This window comes from Pseudonocardia humida, from assembly GCF_023898865.1.
GTDB classification, from domain to species: domain Bacteria; phylum Actinomycetota; class Actinomycetes; order Mycobacteriales; family Pseudonocardiaceae; genus Pseudonocardia; species Pseudonocardia humida.
In genome coordinates, this window is the sequence record NZ_JAGSOV010000079.1 from 36282 (window position 1) to 52465 (window position 16184).

At 73.6% G+C, this 16184-nt stretch carries 14 protein-coding genes; 10 read left to right on the top strand and 4 right to left on the bottom strand.

Going from position 1 to position 16184, the window contains the following annotated elements; all coding sequences use genetic code 11:
• Positions 1–70: 70 nt before the first annotated feature.
• Positions 71–1567 (top strand): Asp-tRNA(Asn)/Glu-tRNA(Gln) amidotransferase subunit GatB, encoded by a 1497-nt coding sequence (gene gatB / locus KDL28_RS35050; RefSeq protein WP_252445646.1) that lies wholly within the window; start codon positions 71–73, stop codon positions 1565–1567.
• Positions 1568–2045: 478 nt separating this feature from the next.
• On the opposite strand, the gene KDL28_RS35055 is transcribed toward gatB, so the two are convergent.
• A complete protein-coding gene (locus KDL28_RS35055; protein WP_252445651.1) occupies positions 2046–3197 on the bottom strand; it encodes a PQQ-dependent sugar dehydrogenase in 1152 nt (383 codons plus the stop codon).
• A gap of 192 nt (positions 3198–3389) precedes the next feature.
• On the opposite strand from KDL28_RS35055, the gene KDL28_RS35060 reads away from it, so the two are divergent.
• The 3 genes from KDL28_RS35060 to KDL28_RS35070 all read left to right on the top strand — a co-directional run bounded on the left by KDL28_RS35060 (position 3390) and on the right by KDL28_RS35070 (position 5746).
• The gene (locus KDL28_RS35060) at positions 3390–4181 is read left to right on the top strand and encodes an NAD(P)-dependent oxidoreductase (protein WP_308216107.1); all 792 of its coding nucleotides are present in this window, start codon (positions 3390–3392) and stop codon (positions 4179–4181) included.
• Between the two features lie 93 nt (positions 4182–4274).
• Positions 4275–4886: a DoxX family protein gene (locus tag KDL28_RS35065; RefSeq protein ID WP_252445653.1), complete on the top strand. Its 612-nt coding sequence runs from the start codon at positions 4275–4277 to the stop codon at positions 4884–4886.
• Positions 4883–5746, top strand: coding sequence for a phosphotransferase (locus tag KDL28_RS35070; protein WP_252445656.1), 864 nt, complete (start codon positions 4883–4885; stop codon positions 5744–5746). Before KDL28_RS35065 ends, KDL28_RS35070 begins: the two co-directional genes overlap by 4 nt.
• 27 nt (positions 5747–5773) lie before the next feature.
• Here KDL28_RS35070 and KDL28_RS35075 read toward each other — a convergent pair whose 3' ends face one another.
• The 3 genes from KDL28_RS35075 to KDL28_RS41850 all read right to left on the bottom strand — a co-directional run bounded on the left by KDL28_RS35075 (position 5774) and on the right by KDL28_RS41850 (position 8688).
• Complete coding sequence (locus KDL28_RS35075) at positions 5774–6136, bottom strand: hypothetical protein (protein ID WP_252445657.1); 363 nt, start codon at positions 6134–6136, stop codon at positions 5774–5776.
• Positions 6137–6431: 295 nt separating this feature from the next.
• On the bottom strand, positions 6432–8273 hold the full coding sequence (gene ilvD / locus KDL28_RS35080) for a dihydroxy-acid dehydratase (RefSeq protein WP_252445659.1): 1842 nt from the start codon (positions 8271–8273) through the stop codon (positions 6432–6434).
• A gap of 4 nt (positions 8274–8277) precedes the next feature.
• Positions 8278–8688, bottom strand: coding sequence for a PH domain-containing protein (locus KDL28_RS41850; RefSeq protein ID WP_252445661.1), 411 nt, complete (start codon positions 8686–8688; stop codon positions 8278–8280).
• Positions 8689–8774: 86 nt separating this feature from the next.
• Here KDL28_RS41850 and KDL28_RS35090 point away from each other — a divergent pair, with 86 nt between their 5' ends.
• The 6 genes from KDL28_RS35090 to KDL28_RS35115 all read left to right on the top strand — a co-directional run bounded on the left by KDL28_RS35090 (position 8775) and on the right by KDL28_RS35115 (position 16165).
• The gene (locus tag KDL28_RS35090) at positions 8775–9095 is read left to right on the top strand and encodes a putative quinol monooxygenase (RefSeq protein ID WP_252445663.1); all 321 of its coding nucleotides are present in this window, start codon (positions 8775–8777) and stop codon (positions 9093–9095) included.
• A 388-nt stretch (positions 9096–9483) separates the two neighbouring features.
• Positions 9484–11439: an acetolactate synthase large subunit gene (locus KDL28_RS35095; protein WP_252445665.1), complete on the top strand. Its 1956-nt coding sequence runs from the start codon at positions 9484–9486 to the stop codon at positions 11437–11439.
• Positions 11439–11948, top strand: coding sequence for an acetolactate synthase small subunit (ilvN, locus tag KDL28_RS35100; RefSeq protein ID WP_252445713.1), 510 nt, complete (start codon positions 11439–11441; stop codon positions 11946–11948). Before KDL28_RS35095 ends, ilvN begins: the two co-directional genes overlap by 1 nt.
• A gap of 52 nt (positions 11949–12000) precedes the next feature.
• Entirely contained in the window at positions 12001–13005 is a 1005-nt protein-coding gene (ilvC, locus tag KDL28_RS35105; RefSeq protein ID WP_252445666.1) for a ketol-acid reductoisomerase, read from the top strand.
• A gap of 266 nt (positions 13006–13271) precedes the next feature.
• Entirely contained in the window at positions 13272–14876 is a 1605-nt protein-coding gene (gene serA, locus KDL28_RS35110; RefSeq protein ID WP_252445674.1) for a phosphoglycerate dehydrogenase, read from the top strand.
• A gap of 236 nt (positions 14877–15112) precedes the next feature.
• Complete coding sequence (locus KDL28_RS35115) at positions 15113–16165, top strand: 3-isopropylmalate dehydrogenase (protein WP_252445677.1); 1053 nt, start codon at positions 15113–15115, stop codon at positions 16163–16165.
• Positions 16166–16184: the final 19 nt, after the last annotated feature.

Here is a 16184-nt window from a genome sequence, read left to right on the forward strand (position 1 = left end):
AGCTCGCGAGCGAATCATCGACACAGCGCCCTTTGCGCGAAGCGCCGACCGAGCGAAGCGAGGGAGAGCGATGAGTGCTCCTACGCTCGTGGACTTCGACGAGGTCGTCGAGCGCTTCGACCCGACGCTCGGGCTCGAGGTGCACGTCGAGCTCAACACCAACACCAAGATGTTCTGCGGCTGCCCGACCGAGTTCGGCGCCGAGCCCAACACCCAGGTCTGCCCGGTGTGCCTGGGCCTGCCCGGGGCGCTGCCGGTGGTCAACCGCACCGCGGTGGAGTCGGCCATCCGCATCGGCCTGGCGCTGAACTGCTCGATCGCCCCGTGGGGCCGGTTCGCTCGGAAGAACTACTTCTACCCGGACATGCCGAAGAACTTCCAGACCTCCCAGTACGACGAGCCGATCGCCGTCGACGGCTGGCTCGACGTCGAGCTGGAGGACGGCAGCACCGTGCGGGTGGAGATCGAGCGCGCCCACATGGAGGAGGACACCGGCAAGTCGCTGCACGTCGGCGGGGCCACCGGGCGCATCCACGGCGCCGAGTACTCCCTGCTGGACTACAACCGGGCCGGCGTGCCGCTGATCGAGATCGTCACCAAGACGATCCCGGGCACCGGGGCCCGCGCGCCCGAGGTCGCCCGCGCCTACGTCACCGCCCTGCGCGACCTGCTGCGCGCGCTCGGCGTCTCCGACGTGCGCATGGAGCAGGGCTCGCTGCGCTGCGACGTCAACCTGTCGCTGGCCCCGAAGGGCTCCGGCGAGCTGGGCACCCGCACCGAGACCAAGAACGTCAACTCGCTGCGCTCGGTCGAGCGGGCCGTCCGCCACGAGATGTCCCGGCAGGCCGGGGTGCTGCTGGACGGCGGCGCGATCGTCCAGGAGACCCGGCACTTCGAGGAGCAGGGCGGCACCACCCGCGCCGGGCGGCGCAAGGAGACCTCGGAGGACTACCGCTACTTCCCCGAGCCCGACCTGACCCCGATCGCGCCGTCCGCGGCGTGGGTCGAGGAGCTGCGCGCCACCCTCCCCGAGCTGCCGTGGGAGCGCCGCAGGCGGATCACCGGCGAGTGGGGGCTGTCCCCGGAGGAGCTGCGCGACCTGGTCAACGCGGGCGCCCTCGACCTGGTCGAGGCCACGGTCGCCGCCGGCGCCCCCGCGGGTGAGGCCCGCTCCTGGTGGGTCGCCTACCTGTCCCAGCAGGCCAACACCCGGGGCGTCGAGCTGGCCGCCCTGCCGATCACCCCCGAGCAGGTCGCCCGGGTGATCGCGCTGGTCGGCTCCGGGGAGCTGAACAACAAGCTCGCCCGCCAGGTCGTCGACGGCGTCCTGGCCGGCGAGGGCTCGCCCGACGACGTCGTCGCCGCCCGCGGCCTGGTCGTCGTCTCCGACGAGGGCGCCCTCGTCGCCGCCGTCGACGAGGCCCTCGCCGCCCAGCCCGACGTCGTGGAGAAGATCCGCGGCGGCAAGGTCCAGGCCGCGGGCGCGATCGTCGGCGCGGTCATGAAGGCCACCGGCGGCAAGGCCGACGCCAAGCGGGTCCGCGAGCTGATCCTGGAGCGGGCGTAGGAAGTCGGGGGGGGGGGGGCCGGGGGGTGGCCCGTGGGGCACACCACACCACCGCGTGAGTGGAGAACAGGGTCGTAGCCCTGTTCTCCACTCACGACCCGGGCAGCGGCCGCACCGGGTGGGAACGCCCTCCCATCCCCAGCGCGGGAGCACCGTGACGACCTCCGCGGCGCCCGTGCACACGCTGCGGCCGGGGTGTTGCCACCACCCGGCGGTGACCTGGGCCGACACGGCGTCAGCGGTGAACCCGCACTGCAGGGCCTGCTTGAGCGTGACCGCTCCGGACCGCCGCTGGCAGATCCGTCGCCACGTGCTCGTCCGCTCGACCGGCAGGGCGGCGGGCACCGCTCGCATCGAGGAAGGGATGCGCAACAGTGGAGGCGAGCCCACCGCGGTTGGTGCCGAGATCTGGATCTGTGGATAACCGTCGTGAGTGGGAAACCGGGTCAGAGCACCGTTCTCCACTCACGACCTGGGATCAAGCCCGGCTCTCGCCGCCGCCGGAGGGAGGTTGGATGCGGATGACGCGGTCGTCGGCGGGGACGGGGTTGCCGCCGTCCTTGTTGACCGTGCCCAGCCACAGGAGCCCGTCCGGGGCGAGGGCGGCGGCCCAGAGCCGGCCGTAGGTGCCCCGCAGGATCGTCTCCGGGGCGCCGGTGAAGGCGCCGTTGTCCGAGGGGCGCAGCACGAACAACGAGGCCGCGTTCACCTGGGCGATCGTCACGACCCCGGGTTGGGCCATGCAGCCGGCGACGCCGGGGCGGTCGGGCCAGGTCCAGGCGGGGGCCGGGAGCGGGCCGGGCACCAGCAGGTGCAGCACGTCCTGGGTGGCGGTGCGGTCGGTGACCCAGGTCATCGTGGTGGCCGGGTCGGTGCAGATGCCGCCGGGGGCCCGCACTCCGGAGCTCAGCACGGGCGAGGCCGGGTCGGGGTTGCCGCGGGCCGGTCGGCCGAGGGTGTCGATCCGCAGCACCTTGCCGGCCAGTGAGGCGGGGTCGGCCGGGCGGCCGGCGTCGCCGGTGGCCACCAGCAGCGAGCCGTCCACGTCGACGCTCAGCGCCCCCATGTTGTTCGTCGCGCCGCGCGGGATGCCGGTGAGCACCGGCTTGGGCGGCTCACCGGCGGCGATCCGCACGACCCGGTTGTCGGTGGGGGTGGTCACGTAGGCGTAGAGCAGCTGGTCCTCGACGTAGGACGGGGAGAGCACGAGCCCGGTCAGCCCGCCGCCGCCGCTCGTGTCGGTGGGGACCGTGGTGACCAGCACCGGGGCGACGCCGCGGCGCACCTGCAGGACGCGGCCGGTGGCGCGCTCCGCGACCAGTGCGGTGACGCTGTCGGGCAGGACCGCGATCGCGCCCACCGGGTTCAGGCAGGTGGCGACGACCTGCGGATCGGGGTCGACGCAGCCCGACGGCGGCTGCGGGGCCCCGCTGGGGCCGGGCGCGCTCTGCGGCGGCTGCTGGGGGCTCGGCGGGTTCGGGGTGGGCACCAGCGGCGGGCCGCCGAGCTCGCCGCTGCCCTCGACCTTGTCGCGCCACTCCCGCGGCCCGGAGTCGGGGAACTCGGCGCACCCGGCGAGCAGCACGCCCAACGCGGCCGCCGCGAGCGCGCGCCGCATCCGTCCTGCCACGGTCGCCAGGTTAGGCGCGGCCGAGTGAGCGGCCGGTGAGTACGGTCGGCCCGTGGTCGACATCGGTGTCCTGGTCCCGCACGAGGAGGGGGTCGGGCCGCTGGCCGCGGTTCCCGGCCTCGCGCCGCTGGTGTACGACCCGGCCGCCGCGGCGCGACCGGCGAGCTCCCCGACGGAGCGGACGCCGCGCAGGTGTTCGTCCCGCCGTTCCAGAGCCCCGACGAGCTGGTCGCGCCGGCCGGGCGGCTGCCGGGGCTGCGGCTGGTGCAGCTGCTCAGCGCCGGGGCGGACCGCTGGATCGGCAGGCTGCCCGAGGGCGTCCTGCTCTCGGACTGCCGCGGGGCGCACAGCGGGGCGACCGCCGAGTGGGTCGTGGCCGCCCTGCTGTCGGTGTACCGGCACTTCCCGCGCTTCGCGGCCGCCCAGGCGCGGGCCCGGTGGGACTACAGCCGGACCGAGGAGCTGGCGGGCAAACGGATCCTCATCGTCGGTGCCGGTGACGTCGCCGAGCACGCGGTGCGCAGGTTGGAGCCGTTCGAGGTGACGACGGCGCTGGTCGCGAGCCGGCCGAGGGCCGGGGTGCACGGCATCGACGAGGTGCACGACCTGCTGCCGGGCTTCGACGCCTGCGTCCTGCTCGTCCCGCTGACCGACGCCACCCGCGGCCTGGTCGACGCCCGGTTCCTGGCCGCGATGCCCGACGGCGCGCTGCTGGTCAACGCGGCCCGCGGGCCCGTGGTCGACACCGACGCGCTCACCGCCGAACTGGTCGCCGGACGGCTGCGGGCCGCGCTCGACGTCACCGATCCGGAGCCGCTGCCGGCCGGGCACCCGCTGTGGACGGCGCCGGGTCTGCTGCTGACCCCGCACGTGGGCGGCGCCGTGCCGCTCGCGCTGGGTAGGGCCTACCGGGTGGCCGCCGGGCAGCTGGCCCACTTCGCCTGCGGGGGCATGCCCCCCAACCTGGTGCAGAACGGCTACTGAACCGGTCCGATCCCGGCGCGGTGGGCTCCGGCAGCGCTATCGTCCGAGCATGGGGGCAGGCAGCGCGAGCACGAGCGATCCGGGGGCGTCGTCATGAGCAGCACCGGCCAGACCCGTCCGTTCGACATCGGTTCGCTCGGCGGTGCCGAACCGCCGGTGATCCCCGACCGCGACCGCGCCGACGGGCGCCGCCCGGTCGCCTGGAACGGTAGCGCCGACATCGGGCTGCTGGTGCTGCGGTTCGTCATCGGCGGGTTGTTCTTCGCCCACGGCGCGCAGAAGGTCATCGGGATGTGGGGCGGGCTCGGGCCTGCCGCCACCGCGGAGAACCTGCGCGGCTACGGGTTCGTCGCTCAGGCCGACGCGCTCGCCTGGGCGCTCGGCATCGCGGAGATGGCCGCCGGGGCGTTCGTCGTGCTCGGGTTGCTCACGCCGTTGGCCGCGGCCGGGCTGGTGTCCATCAAGATCGTCGCGGTGGCGGTCAAGTGGGGCACCGTGCCGCTGTACGCGGCCGCGGCCCCGGACGCGCTGGAGATCGACCTGCTGCTCGGCGGTGGTGCGCTGGCGCTGCTGTTCACCGGGGCCGGGCGCGTCGCGCTCGACCGCGGCCGCACCTGGCAGCGCCGGCCGCTGCCCTACTCCTGGCTCTGCCTGGTGATCGCGGTCGGGATCGCGGCGGTGGTGTACTACCTGCTTCGCGGGTGAGCGCGCCGGCCCCGCCGGCCGACGGGGCGTGGCTGCCCGCCGTGCGGCGGTGGGCGGGCGGGCCGGTCGTCGTACGGGGTCGCCACCGGCTGGCCGGCGGGTTCGTCGCCGACGCGGTGCAGCGGGTCGACCTCGAGTCCGCCGGGCGCGTGCTGGCCGTCGTGGTCAAGGCGGCGGGGCCCGTCGAGGTCGCCGCCATGCGCGCCCTCGACGAGGTGCGCGGGGTCGCGCGGCCCCGGCTGCTGGCCGCCGGTCCGGACTGGATCGTCACGCCGTTCTACCCGGGCAGCCCGCCCGCCGACGACGAGCCGGTGGACGACGAGGTGTTCGCCACCCTGGCCCGGGTGCACGCGCACTGGGCCGGGCGCCTCCCGCCCGGTGTCCCGGTCGTCGACGCGGCGTGGTGGGCGGGGCTGTGCGACCACATCGTGATCGCCGTGCGGAGCGGGTCGGCCCGCACCGGCGACGCCCGGTTCGTCGACACCGCCCGGGCCCTGCAGCGCTGGCGCGACGACCGGCGGGTGGCCGCCGCGTTGGAGGCGCTACCACGCACCCTCGTCCACGGCGACCCCCACCGCGGCAACCTGCTGGCCGGTCCGGACGGCACCGTGATCATCGACTGGGGCAACGCCCGGGCCGCTCCCGCCGGCCTCGACCTCGCCGTTCTGGACGCGCAGGGCGCCGCCACGCCCGCCGCCTATACCGCGACCCGCAGCGCCCCCGGCCCGCTCGAGTCGGCCTGGGCCACGCTGCAGGTGCACGTCCAGTACATGGGCTTCGCCGCCGAGCACCTCGGTCCCGCCCGGGTGGCGGAGATGGCCGCCACCGCCTCCGCCGCTCTCGTTCGCCTGGGGTGGTGAGCGGGTGTCCCGGCCGCTCGGCGCGGGTCACCAGCGGCTCTCCAGGTCGGCCACGAGCCGGCGCAGGTGGCGGGCGTCCCGGGGCGGGAGGACCGCGGCGACCGACAGCAGGTACGCCCGCAGCCGGGTCACCTCCGGGCAGCACTGCGGGTGGCCGCAGCCACTGCCCGGCTCGATCAGGCGGTGGAAGGGGTTGCGCAGGAGGTGCTCCCAGCTGCGCAGGGCCGTGCGCAGGCCGTACGGCCGCGGCTGGTCGCGGTGCAGGCGGGCGAGGGCGAGCGCGCCACGGGCGGAGAGCCAGTCGGGCGCCTCACCGCGGAGGAGCCCGTCGCCCTGGTCGCGTCGCAGCGGGGCGTCGGCGCGCACGCGCCCGGGTGGCCTGCGGCTCATCGGCCACCACCGGCCGCCGGTGGTGCGGCGCGCGCCTCAGCCGGCAGCCGTGGCCGACGTCGGACCGCCGCACCGCTCCTCGACCGGGATCCGCCGCGCGCGCAGGGCCCGCGGCAGGCCGAGCGGCCACGTGTGCTCGCGCGCGATCCGCATCGCGACGAGGACCCCGCGGCCCGACCGCCGGTCCAGGTAGGGCCGCGGGACGAGCAGTGCCCAGTGCGGCGGGCGCGCCCGCGCCCGCGCGGCTCAGGCCGCATCGCCCTTTCGGTCGGTCGTCATCCCGCCATGGTCGCAGCTACGGGACCCGGCGGACAGCCCCCTTGTCGGCGCTGGTGGCCAATGCCGCGTACGCGCGCAGCGCCTTGGAGACCGGGCGCTCGCGGTCGACCGGCTGCCATGGCCGCTCGCGCGCGTCCATCTTCTGCCGCCGCTCGGCCAGCACGTCGTCGGGCACGTCGAGCCGCAGCGTCCGCTCGTGCACGTCGATGACGACGCGGTCGCCGTCCTCGACGAGCCCGATGACGCCGCCCGCCGCGGCCTCGGGGGAGATGTGCCCGACCGAGATGCCGCTGGAGCCGCCGGAGAACCGGCCGTCGGTGATCAGCGCGCAGACCTTGCCCAGACCGGCGCCCTTGAGGAACGCCGTCGGGTGCAGCATCTCCTGCATGCCGGGCCCGCCGGACGGGCCCTCGTAGCGCACGACCAGCACGTCGCCGGGCTGGATCTGCTTGGTGAGGATGACCGAGACGGCCTGCTCCTGGCTCTCCACGACCCGCGCCGGGCCCTCGAAGTGCCACAGCTCCTCGGGGATGCCCGCGGCCTTGATGACCGCGCCGTCCGGGGCGATGTTGCCGCGCAGCACGGCGAGCCCGCCGTCCTTGGTGTAGGCGTGCTCGACGTCGCGGATGCAGCCGCCCGCGCTGTCGGTGTCGAGCGAGGACCAGCGGTTCTCGGTGGAGAAGGCCCGCGTGGTGCGCACCCCGCCGGGCGCGGCGTGGAACAGCTCGACCGCCGTCGCCGACGGCGACTCCGCCCGGATGTCCCACTCGCCCAGCCAGGACTCGATCGACGGCGAGTGCACCGTGTGGACGTCGGTGTGGAGCAGCCCGGCCCGCCACAGCTCGCCGAGGATGGCCGGGATGCCGCCGGCCCGGTGCACGTCCTCCATGTGGTAGTCGGAGTTCGGCGAGACCTTGGCCAGGCACGGCACGCGGCGGGACACCGCGTCGATGGCGGCCAGGTCGAAGTCGACCTCGCCCTCCTGGGCGGCGGCCAGGACGTGCAGCACGGTGTTCGTCGAGCCGCCCATGGCGACGTCGAGCGCCATCGCGTTCTCGAACGCGGCGCGGGTGGCGATCGAGCGCGGCAGCGCGCTCGCGTCGTCGTCCTCGTACCAGCGCTTCGCCAGGTCCATCACCGTGCGCCCGGCCTGCGCGAACAGCTCGCGCCGCGCGGCGTGCGTGGCCAGCGTGGAGCCGTTGCCCGGCAGCGCCAGCCCGAGTGCCTCGGTGAGGCAGTTCATCGAGTTCGCGGTGAACATGCCCGAGCACGAGCCGCAGGTGGGGCAGGCGGAGCGCTCGACGGCGCTGAGCCCGGCCTCGTCCACGTCCGGCGACGCCGACGCGGAGATCGCGGTGATCAGGTCGGTGGGCGCCTGGGCGACCCCGCCGACCACGACCGCCTTGCCCGCCTCCATCGGCCCGCCGGACACGAACACCGTCGGGATGTTGAGCCGCATCGCGGCGTTCAGCATGCCCGGGGTGATCTTGTCGCAGTTGGAGATGCAGACCAGGGCGTCCGCGGCGTGCCCGTTGACCATGTACTCGACGGCGTCGGCGATCACCTCGCGCGAGGGCAGCGAGTAGAGCATCCCGCCGTGGCCCATGGCGATGCCGTCGTCGACGGCGATCGTGTGGAACTCGCGCGCCACCCCGCCCGCCTCGCGGATGGCCTCGGCCACGATGTCGCCGAGGTCCTTGAGGTGCACGTGACCGGGCACGAACTGGGTGTAGGAGTTGGCGATGGCCACGATCGGCTTGCCGAAGTCGTCGTCGCCCATGCCGGTGGCGCGCCAGAGCGAACGGGCTCCGGCGGCGTTGCGGCCGTGGGTGGTCACGCGGGAACGGAGGGCCGGCATCGGCTCACTCTCCAGCCGGGTCGGGCAGCCGACCACCGCTGACGGCGGCCAGCTGGGGAAGATCGCGGACGGTCACGGCAGGCAGCGGTAGCTCGGCGCCGTCGGTCAGCACCGCGCTCACCCGGGAGCTGGTGTGCCGGCTCCCGCGGACGAGCCGCAGTGAACTGATCTCCGACCACGGTACGCGCCGCCCGCCCAGGAGGCGGCGCACGGTCAGCGACTCGGCGTCGACGACCGTGCGCACCCGCAGCGTCCACACGACGAAGCCCAGCGGGACCAGGTAGACCAGGAAGAACAGCGGCGCGCCGAACGCGAACGGGGTTGCGCAGAAGGCGACCGCCACCGCCGCCAGCACCTGCAGCGACGACGGGCGGAACACCGCGCGCGGCGCCGGCTCGGGGGGAGTGGAGCTCACCGGACCATCGTCCCACCGCCGGGGTCGTGAGTGAGTTTCACGGCTCCGGCCATGAAACCCGCTCACGACCGCTTACGTTGCTGACCATGAGCGCACCCACCGGCGGCAAGGTCGCCGTCCTCGCCCGCATCCCCGCCCAGCCCGGCAAGCGCGACGCGCTGGTCGAGGCGCTGCAGGCGGCGATCGACAACGCCAACACCGAGGCCGGCACCCTGCTCTACATCCTGCACACCGACCCGAAGGACCCCGACGCGGTGCTCTTCTACGAGCTCTACGCCGACCAGGACGCGCTGACCGCGCACGGGTCCAGCGACCGGTTCAAGGAGATCGGGGCCACGCTGCGCGAGTTCGCGGCCGGGCGCCCCGAGCTGACGATGCTGACCCCGGTCATCGGCAAGGGCCTCTGACCGACGCCCACCCCACCCCACCCCACCCACCCCACCCACCCCGCCCCGCCCCGCCTCGTCCCGTGTCAGGAAAGCCACCATCAGGACGCCAGACGTCCTGATGGTGGCTTTCCTGACACTCGCAGTGGTCGTGCGGGCCGCCGATCGGGTGTCCCGTCCGCTCAGGATGTGGGACACGCGTCCCACAGGTTTGACGGCCGGGCCGCCCGGCCTCTACCGTCGGGGCCATGTCCTCCGTCGACATCCTCGTACTTACCGGGCGCGTCCACGCCTGAGTGAGTCTCGGTCGTCGACGCGCCACCCTCGTTCCGCCCGCCGGGCGGTCGGGGGTTTTTTCATGTTCGGACCCGTCTTAGTCGCACGCAGTCGCAGGTGAGCTGAGGAGCCCATGACCACCGCCACGCCCCGTCCCGGCCCGGTCCCCGGACCGTCGGGACCGAAACCGGCACCGCCGCCGGGTCGGCCTGGCCACCAGACCGGTGGCAGCCGCACCGAGGGCAGCGCCCACCAGGCGCAGCCCGGCCGGCGCTTCGACGCCGTCCCGATGACCGGCGCGCAGTCGCTCGTGCGCTCGCTGGAGGAGGTGGGCTGCGAGGTGGTGTTCGGCATCCCCGGCGGCACCATCCTCCCGGCGTACGACCCGCTCCTCGACTCCACCCGCGTGCGGCACGTGCTCGTCCGCCACGAGCAGGGCGCCGGCCACGCGGCCACCGGGTACGCGCAGGCCACCGGCGAGGTCGGGGTGTGCATGGCCACCTCCGGCCCGGGCGCGACCAACCTGGTCACCCCGATCGCCGACGCCTACATGGACTCGGTGCCGATCGTGGCCATCACCGGGCAGCAGTCGCGCCCGCTGATCGGCACCGACGCGTTCCAGGAGGCCGACATCACCGGCATCACCATGCCGGTGACGAAGCACAACACGCTGGTCACGGACGCCACGGAGATCCCGAGGGCGATCGTGGAGGCGTTCCACCTGGCGAGCACGGGCCGACCCGGCCCGGTCCTGGTGGACATCCCGAAGGACGTCCTGCAGGAGCAGACGACGTTCACCTGGCCCCCGGAGATGAAGCTGCCCGGCTACCGGCCGACGACCCGGCCGCACGGCAAGCAGATCCGCGAGGCCGCCCGGCTGATCTCGGCGGCCCACCGGCCCGTGCTCTACGTCGGCGGCGGCGTGCTGAAGGCGGAGGCGTCGGACCAGCTGCGGGAGCTGGCCGAGCTGACCGGGATCCCGGTGGTCACGACGCTGATGGCGCGCGGGGCCTTCCCCGACAGCCACCCGCAGCACCTGGGCATGCCCGGCATGCACGGCACGGTGGCCGCGGTGGCCGCGATGCAGAAGTCCGACCTGCTCATCGCGCTGGGCGCCCGGTTCGACGACCGGGTCACCGGGGTGCTGGCGAGCTTCGCCCCGACGGCGAAGGTCGTGCACGCCGACATCGACCCGGCCGAGATCTCCAAGAACCGCCGCGCCGACGTGCCGATCGTCGGCGACTGCAAGGAGGTCATCGTCGAGCTGCTCGACGCGGTGCGCACCGAGCGCGCCGAGCGCGGACAGGCCGACCTGGCCGCGTGGTGGGCCCAGCTCGACGAGCTGCGCGGCACGTTCCCGCTGGGCTACACCTGGCCGCCGGACGGTTCGCTGTCGCCGCAGTACGTGATCGAGCGGATCGGCGCGATCGCCGGGCCGGACGCCGTCTACACCGCGGGCGTCGGCCAGCACCAGATGTGGGCGGCCCAGTTCATCGGCTACGAGAAGCCGCGGACGTGGCTGAACTCCGGTGGTCTCGGCACGATGGGCTACGCCGTGCCGGCCGCAATGGGCGCCAAGATGGGCCGCCCGGACGCCGTGGTGTGGGCGATCGACGGCGACGGCTGCTTCCAGATGACCAACCAGGAGCTGGCGACCTGCGCGATCGAGGGCATCCCGATCAAGGTCGCGATCATCAACAACGGCAACCTGGGCATGGTCCGGCAGTGGCAGCAGCTGTTCTACGGCGAGCGCTACTCCAACACCGACCTCGGTACCCACAAGCACCGCATCCCCGACTTCAAGCTCCTCGCCGAGGCGATGGGCTGCGTCGGGCTGCGCGCCGAGTCGCGCGACGACGTCGATCGGGTGATCAAGCAGGCGATGGAGATCGACGACCAGCCGGTCGTGATCGACTTCGTGGTGGGCCCGGACGCGCAGGTGTGGCCGATGGTCGCCGCGGGCACCGGCAACGACGAGATCATGGCGGCGCGCAACATCCGCCCGCTGTTCGACGGCGACGAGCTCGTCGCGGGCGTGGACGAGATCGCCGCGGTCACCGCCGAGATCAACGAGGAGTCGGCGCAGTGATCGAGCGGCACACCCTGTCGGTCCTCGTGGAGGACAAGCCCGGCGTGCTGGCCCGGGTGTCCGGGCTGTTCTCCCGGCGCGGGTTCAACATCGAGTCGCTGGCCGTCGGCCCGACCGAGCACTCCGAGATCTCCCGGATGACGATCGTCGTCACCGTCGACGACCTGCCGCTCGAGCAGGTCACCAAGCAGCTCAACAAGCTGGTCCACGTGATCAAGATCGTCGAGCTGGACGCGAACGCCTCGGTGCAGCGCCAGCTGCTGCTGGTCAAGGTGCGCGCCGACGCCACGGTGCGCAGCCAGGTGCTCGAGGTGATCGAGCTGTTCCGGGCCCGGGCCGTGGACGTCACCCCGGAGGCCGTCACCATCGAGGCCACCGGCACCGTGGAGAAGATCGGCGCGCTGCTGCGCAACCTGGAGCCGTTCGGGATCCGGGAGATGGTGCAGTCCGGCACCATCGCCGTCGGTCGGGGACCGCGCTCCATCACCGCAACCACCGGTCGTGCGTGACCATGTCCCGCGCACGACCCCGTCCGACCCCGGAAGGAACCCGCAACCCCTCATGAGCGTGAACATCTACTACGACGACGACGCGGACCTGTCGATCATCCAGGGCCGCAAGGTCGCCGTGATCGGCTACGGCAGCCAGGGCCACGCGCACTCCCTCTCGCTGCGCGACTCCGGCGTCGAGGTGCGCATCGGCCTGCCCGAGGGCTCCAAGAGCCGCAAGAAGGCCGCCGACGAGGGCCTGCAGATCGGCACGCCGGCCGAGGTGTCGGCCTGGGCCGACGTGATCATGATCCTGGCGCCGGACACCAAGCAGCGCCACATCTACTCCGACGACATCGCGCCCAACCTGAAGCCCGGCGACGCGCTGTTCTTCGGCCACGGCTTCAACATCCGCTACGAGCTGATCAAGCCCCCGGCCGACGTCGACGTGGCGATGGTCGCCCCCAAGGGCCCCGGCCACCTGGTGCGCCGCCAGTTCGTCGACGGCAAGGGCGTGCCCTGCCTGATCGCCGTCGAGCAGGACCCGTCGGGCGGCGCCAAGGCGCTCGCGCTCTCCTACGCCGCGGCGATCGGCGGCGCCCGCGCGGGCGTCATCGAGACCACGTTCAAGGAGGAGACCGAGACCGACCTGTTCGGCGAGCAGGCGGTGCTCTGCGGCGGCGCCGCGGCGCTGGTGCAGACCGGGTTCGAGGTGCTCACCGAGGCCGGCTACGCGCCCGAGGTGGCCTACTTCGAGTGCCTGCACGAGCTCAAGCTGATCGTCGACCTCATGTACGAGGGCGGCATCGCCAACGAGCGGTTCTCCATCTCCGACACCGCCGAGTACGGCGACCTCACCCGCGGCCCGCGCGTCATCACCGCGCAGACCAAGGACGAGATGCGCAAGATCCTCGGCGAGATCCAGGACGGGACGTTCGCCCGCGAATGGGTGGCCGAGGACGACGCCGGCCGGCCGAACTTCACCCGGCTGCAGAAGGAGGGCACCGAGCACCCGATCGAGCAGGTCGGGGAGAAGCTGCGCGGCCTGATGAGCTGGGTGGGCAGCAAGGCCACCTGAGCCACCCGCCCCACCTCTGCGCGGCGGTCCCCGTGCCGTGCCGCGCCCGCCCCGGAGTTCAGGAAAGCCACGATGCTGCCCGCAGAGGGCAGCATCGTGGCTTTCCTGAACCTGGGGAACGGCGCGACCAGTGGGCCTTCGCCGGCGAGGAATGGGCGTTTCCTCCCGGCGAATCGGCCGCGGTCCTCACGCCCCCGGCAACGCGGTGGTGTCCCGGACCTAGAATTGCGGGTAACAGCCACCTATCCGGGAGCCCTGCAGCCGTCGTGAGCAACGCCGCCACCCGCCCAGTCGTCCTGCTCGCCGAGAAGCTCGCGCCGTCCGCGGTCCAGCTCCTCGGCGACGACGTCGAGATCCGACACGTCGACGGCACCGACCGGCCGGCGCTGCTCGCCGCCGTCGCCGACGCCGACGCGCTGCTCGTGCGCTCGGCCACCAGGGTCGACTCCGAGGTGATCGCCGCGAGCACCCGGCTCAAGATCGTGGCCAGGGCCGGCGTCGGCCTGGACAACGTCGACGTCCCGGCGGCCACCGCCCGCGGCGTCCTGGTGGTCAACGCGCCCACCTCGAACATCGTCTCCGCCGCCGAGCACGCCCTGGCCCTGCTGCTGGCCACCGCGCGGCAGATCCCGGCCGCCGACGCCAGCCTGCGCGCGGGGCAGTGGAAGCGCAGCTCCTTCTCCGGCGTCGAGCTGAACGGCAAGACCGTCGGCGTGGTGGGCCTGGGCAAGATCGGCCAGCTGGTGGCCCGCAGGCTGGAGGCCTTCGGGGTCGAGCTCATCGCCTACGACCCGTACGTCGCGCCCGCGCTGGCCGCCCAGCTGGGCATCGAGCTGGTCTCCCTGGACGAGCTGCTCGGCCGGGCCGACATCATCACCATCCACCTGCCCAAGACCGCCGAGACCCTCGGCCTCATCGGCAAGGACCAGCTGGCGCTGACCAAGCCCGGCGTGCTGGTCGTCAACGCCGCCCGCGGCGGCCTGGTCGACGAGGACGCGCTGGCCGAGGCCGTGCGCAGCGGCCACGTCGGCGGCGCGGGCATCGACGTCTACGTCACCGAGCCCACCACGTCCAGCCCGCTGTTCGAGCTCCCGCAGGTCGTGGTCACCCCGCACCTGGGCGCCTCCACCGTCGAGGCACAGGACCGCGCGGGCACCGACGTCGCCCGCTCCGTGCAGCTGGCGCTGGCCGGCGAGTTCGTGCCGGACGCGGTCAACGTGCAGCTCAGCGGCAAGGTGGGCGAGCAGGTCCGGCCGTGGTTGGCGCTCGTGCGCAAGCTCGGCATGATGCTGCACGCGATGGCGGGCGGGGTGCCGACGTCGCTGACCGTCGACGTGGCCGGCGAGCTGGCCGCCGAGGACGTGTCGGTGCTGCAGCTGGCCGCGCTGCGCGGGCTGTTCACCCACGTCGTGGAAGACCCGGTGACCTTCGTCAACGTGCCGGGCCTGGCCCACGAGCGCGGTGTCTCCGTCGAGCTGACCACCGCCCCGGAGAGCCCCAACCACCGCAGCGTCGTGCAGCTGCGCGCCGCCATGCCCGACGGCGAGGCCGTCACCGTGTCCGGCACCCTCACCGGCCGCGCCGAGGTCGAGAAGCTCGTCGAGGTCAACGGCCGCCACTTCGACCTGCGCGCCGAGGGCGACGTCCTGCTGCTGGAGTACGCCGACCGCCCGGGCGTCATGGGGCGGGTCGGCTCGCTGCTCGGCGAGGCCGCGGTCAACATCGAGGCCGCCCAGATCAGCCAGACGACCGACGGCGCCGACTCGCTCATGCTGCTGCGCGTCGACCGCGCGGTCGACCCCGGCGTGCTCGAACCGATCGGTGCCTCGGTCGGCGCGACCACCGTCCGGCTGATCTCCTTCGACGACTGAGTGAAGTCGCCCCGTCGCGCAACGGCGGGGCGGCGTCGGGTCCCGGCACTCGGCGCGGCACAATGGCCCCCGCTCGGGGCATTCGCGGGCCTCTCCGCCGTCCGGTGGAGCGGGCGCTGCGGCAGAACCACCCGCCCGGGTGCGCCCGTACGGGTGGCTGACGAGGTAATCGGTGCAGTGGCAGGCGGTAGCGTGCGGCGCGGCTGCCACAGCCAACTGGAGAGAGGACACCGGCAATGCGCCTTGCGGTCATTCCCGGCGACGGCATCGGGCCGGAGGTCATCGACGAGGCGCTGAAGGTCCTCGCCGAGGTCTCTCCCGGAGCGGAGACCACCACCTACGATCTCGGGGCCGCGCGCTGGCACTCGACCGGCGAACTGCTGCCGGAGTCCGTGCTGACCGAGCTGCGCCAGCACGACGCGATCCTGCTCGGCGCCGTCGGCGACCCGTCGGTGCCCAGCGGCATCCTGGAGCGCGGACTGCTGCTGCGGCTGCGCTTCGAGCTCGACCACCACGTCAACCTGCGCCCCGCCCGGCTCTACCCGGGCGTCCGCGGCCCGCTGACCGGGCAGAACGAGATCGACATGGTCGTCGTGCGGGAGGGCACCGAGGGCCCCTACGTCGGCACCGGCGGCCTGCTCCGCCAGGACACCCCGCACGAGATCGCCACCGAGGTCAGCGTCAACACCGCCTTCGGCGTCGAGCGGGTCGTGCGCGACGCGTTCAACCGCGCCGAGCGGCGCCCCCGCAAGCACCTCACGCTCGTGCACAAGACCAACGTGCTCACCTACTCCGGGCGGCTGTGGTCGCGCCTGGTGGAGGAGGTCTCCCTGGAGCACCCCGAGGTCTCGGTCGCCTACCAGCACATCGACGCCACGACCATCCACATGGTCACCGACCCCGGACGCTTCGACGTCATCGTCACCGACAACCTGTTCGGCGACATCCTCACCGACCTCGCCGCCGCCGTGACCGGCGGGATCGGCCTGGCCGCCAGCGGCAACCTCGACGTCAGCCGGAAGAACCCCAGCATGTTCGAGCCGGTGCACGGCAGCGCGCCCGACATCGCCGGCCAGGGCATCGCCGACCCCACCGCCGCGGTTCTGTCGGTGGCCCTGCTCCTCGACCACCTCGGCGACCGCGCCTCCGCCGGCCGGATCGAGGCCGCGGTCGCGTTCGACCTGGCCACCCGGGACCACGCCGCCACCGGCCACACCCAGTCCATCGGCGACCGCCTGGCCGCCCTGGTCAGCGCCCACGCCAACTCGCCCACCCCCTCCACCGCCTGACCCCTCCCGCCCCGCACCC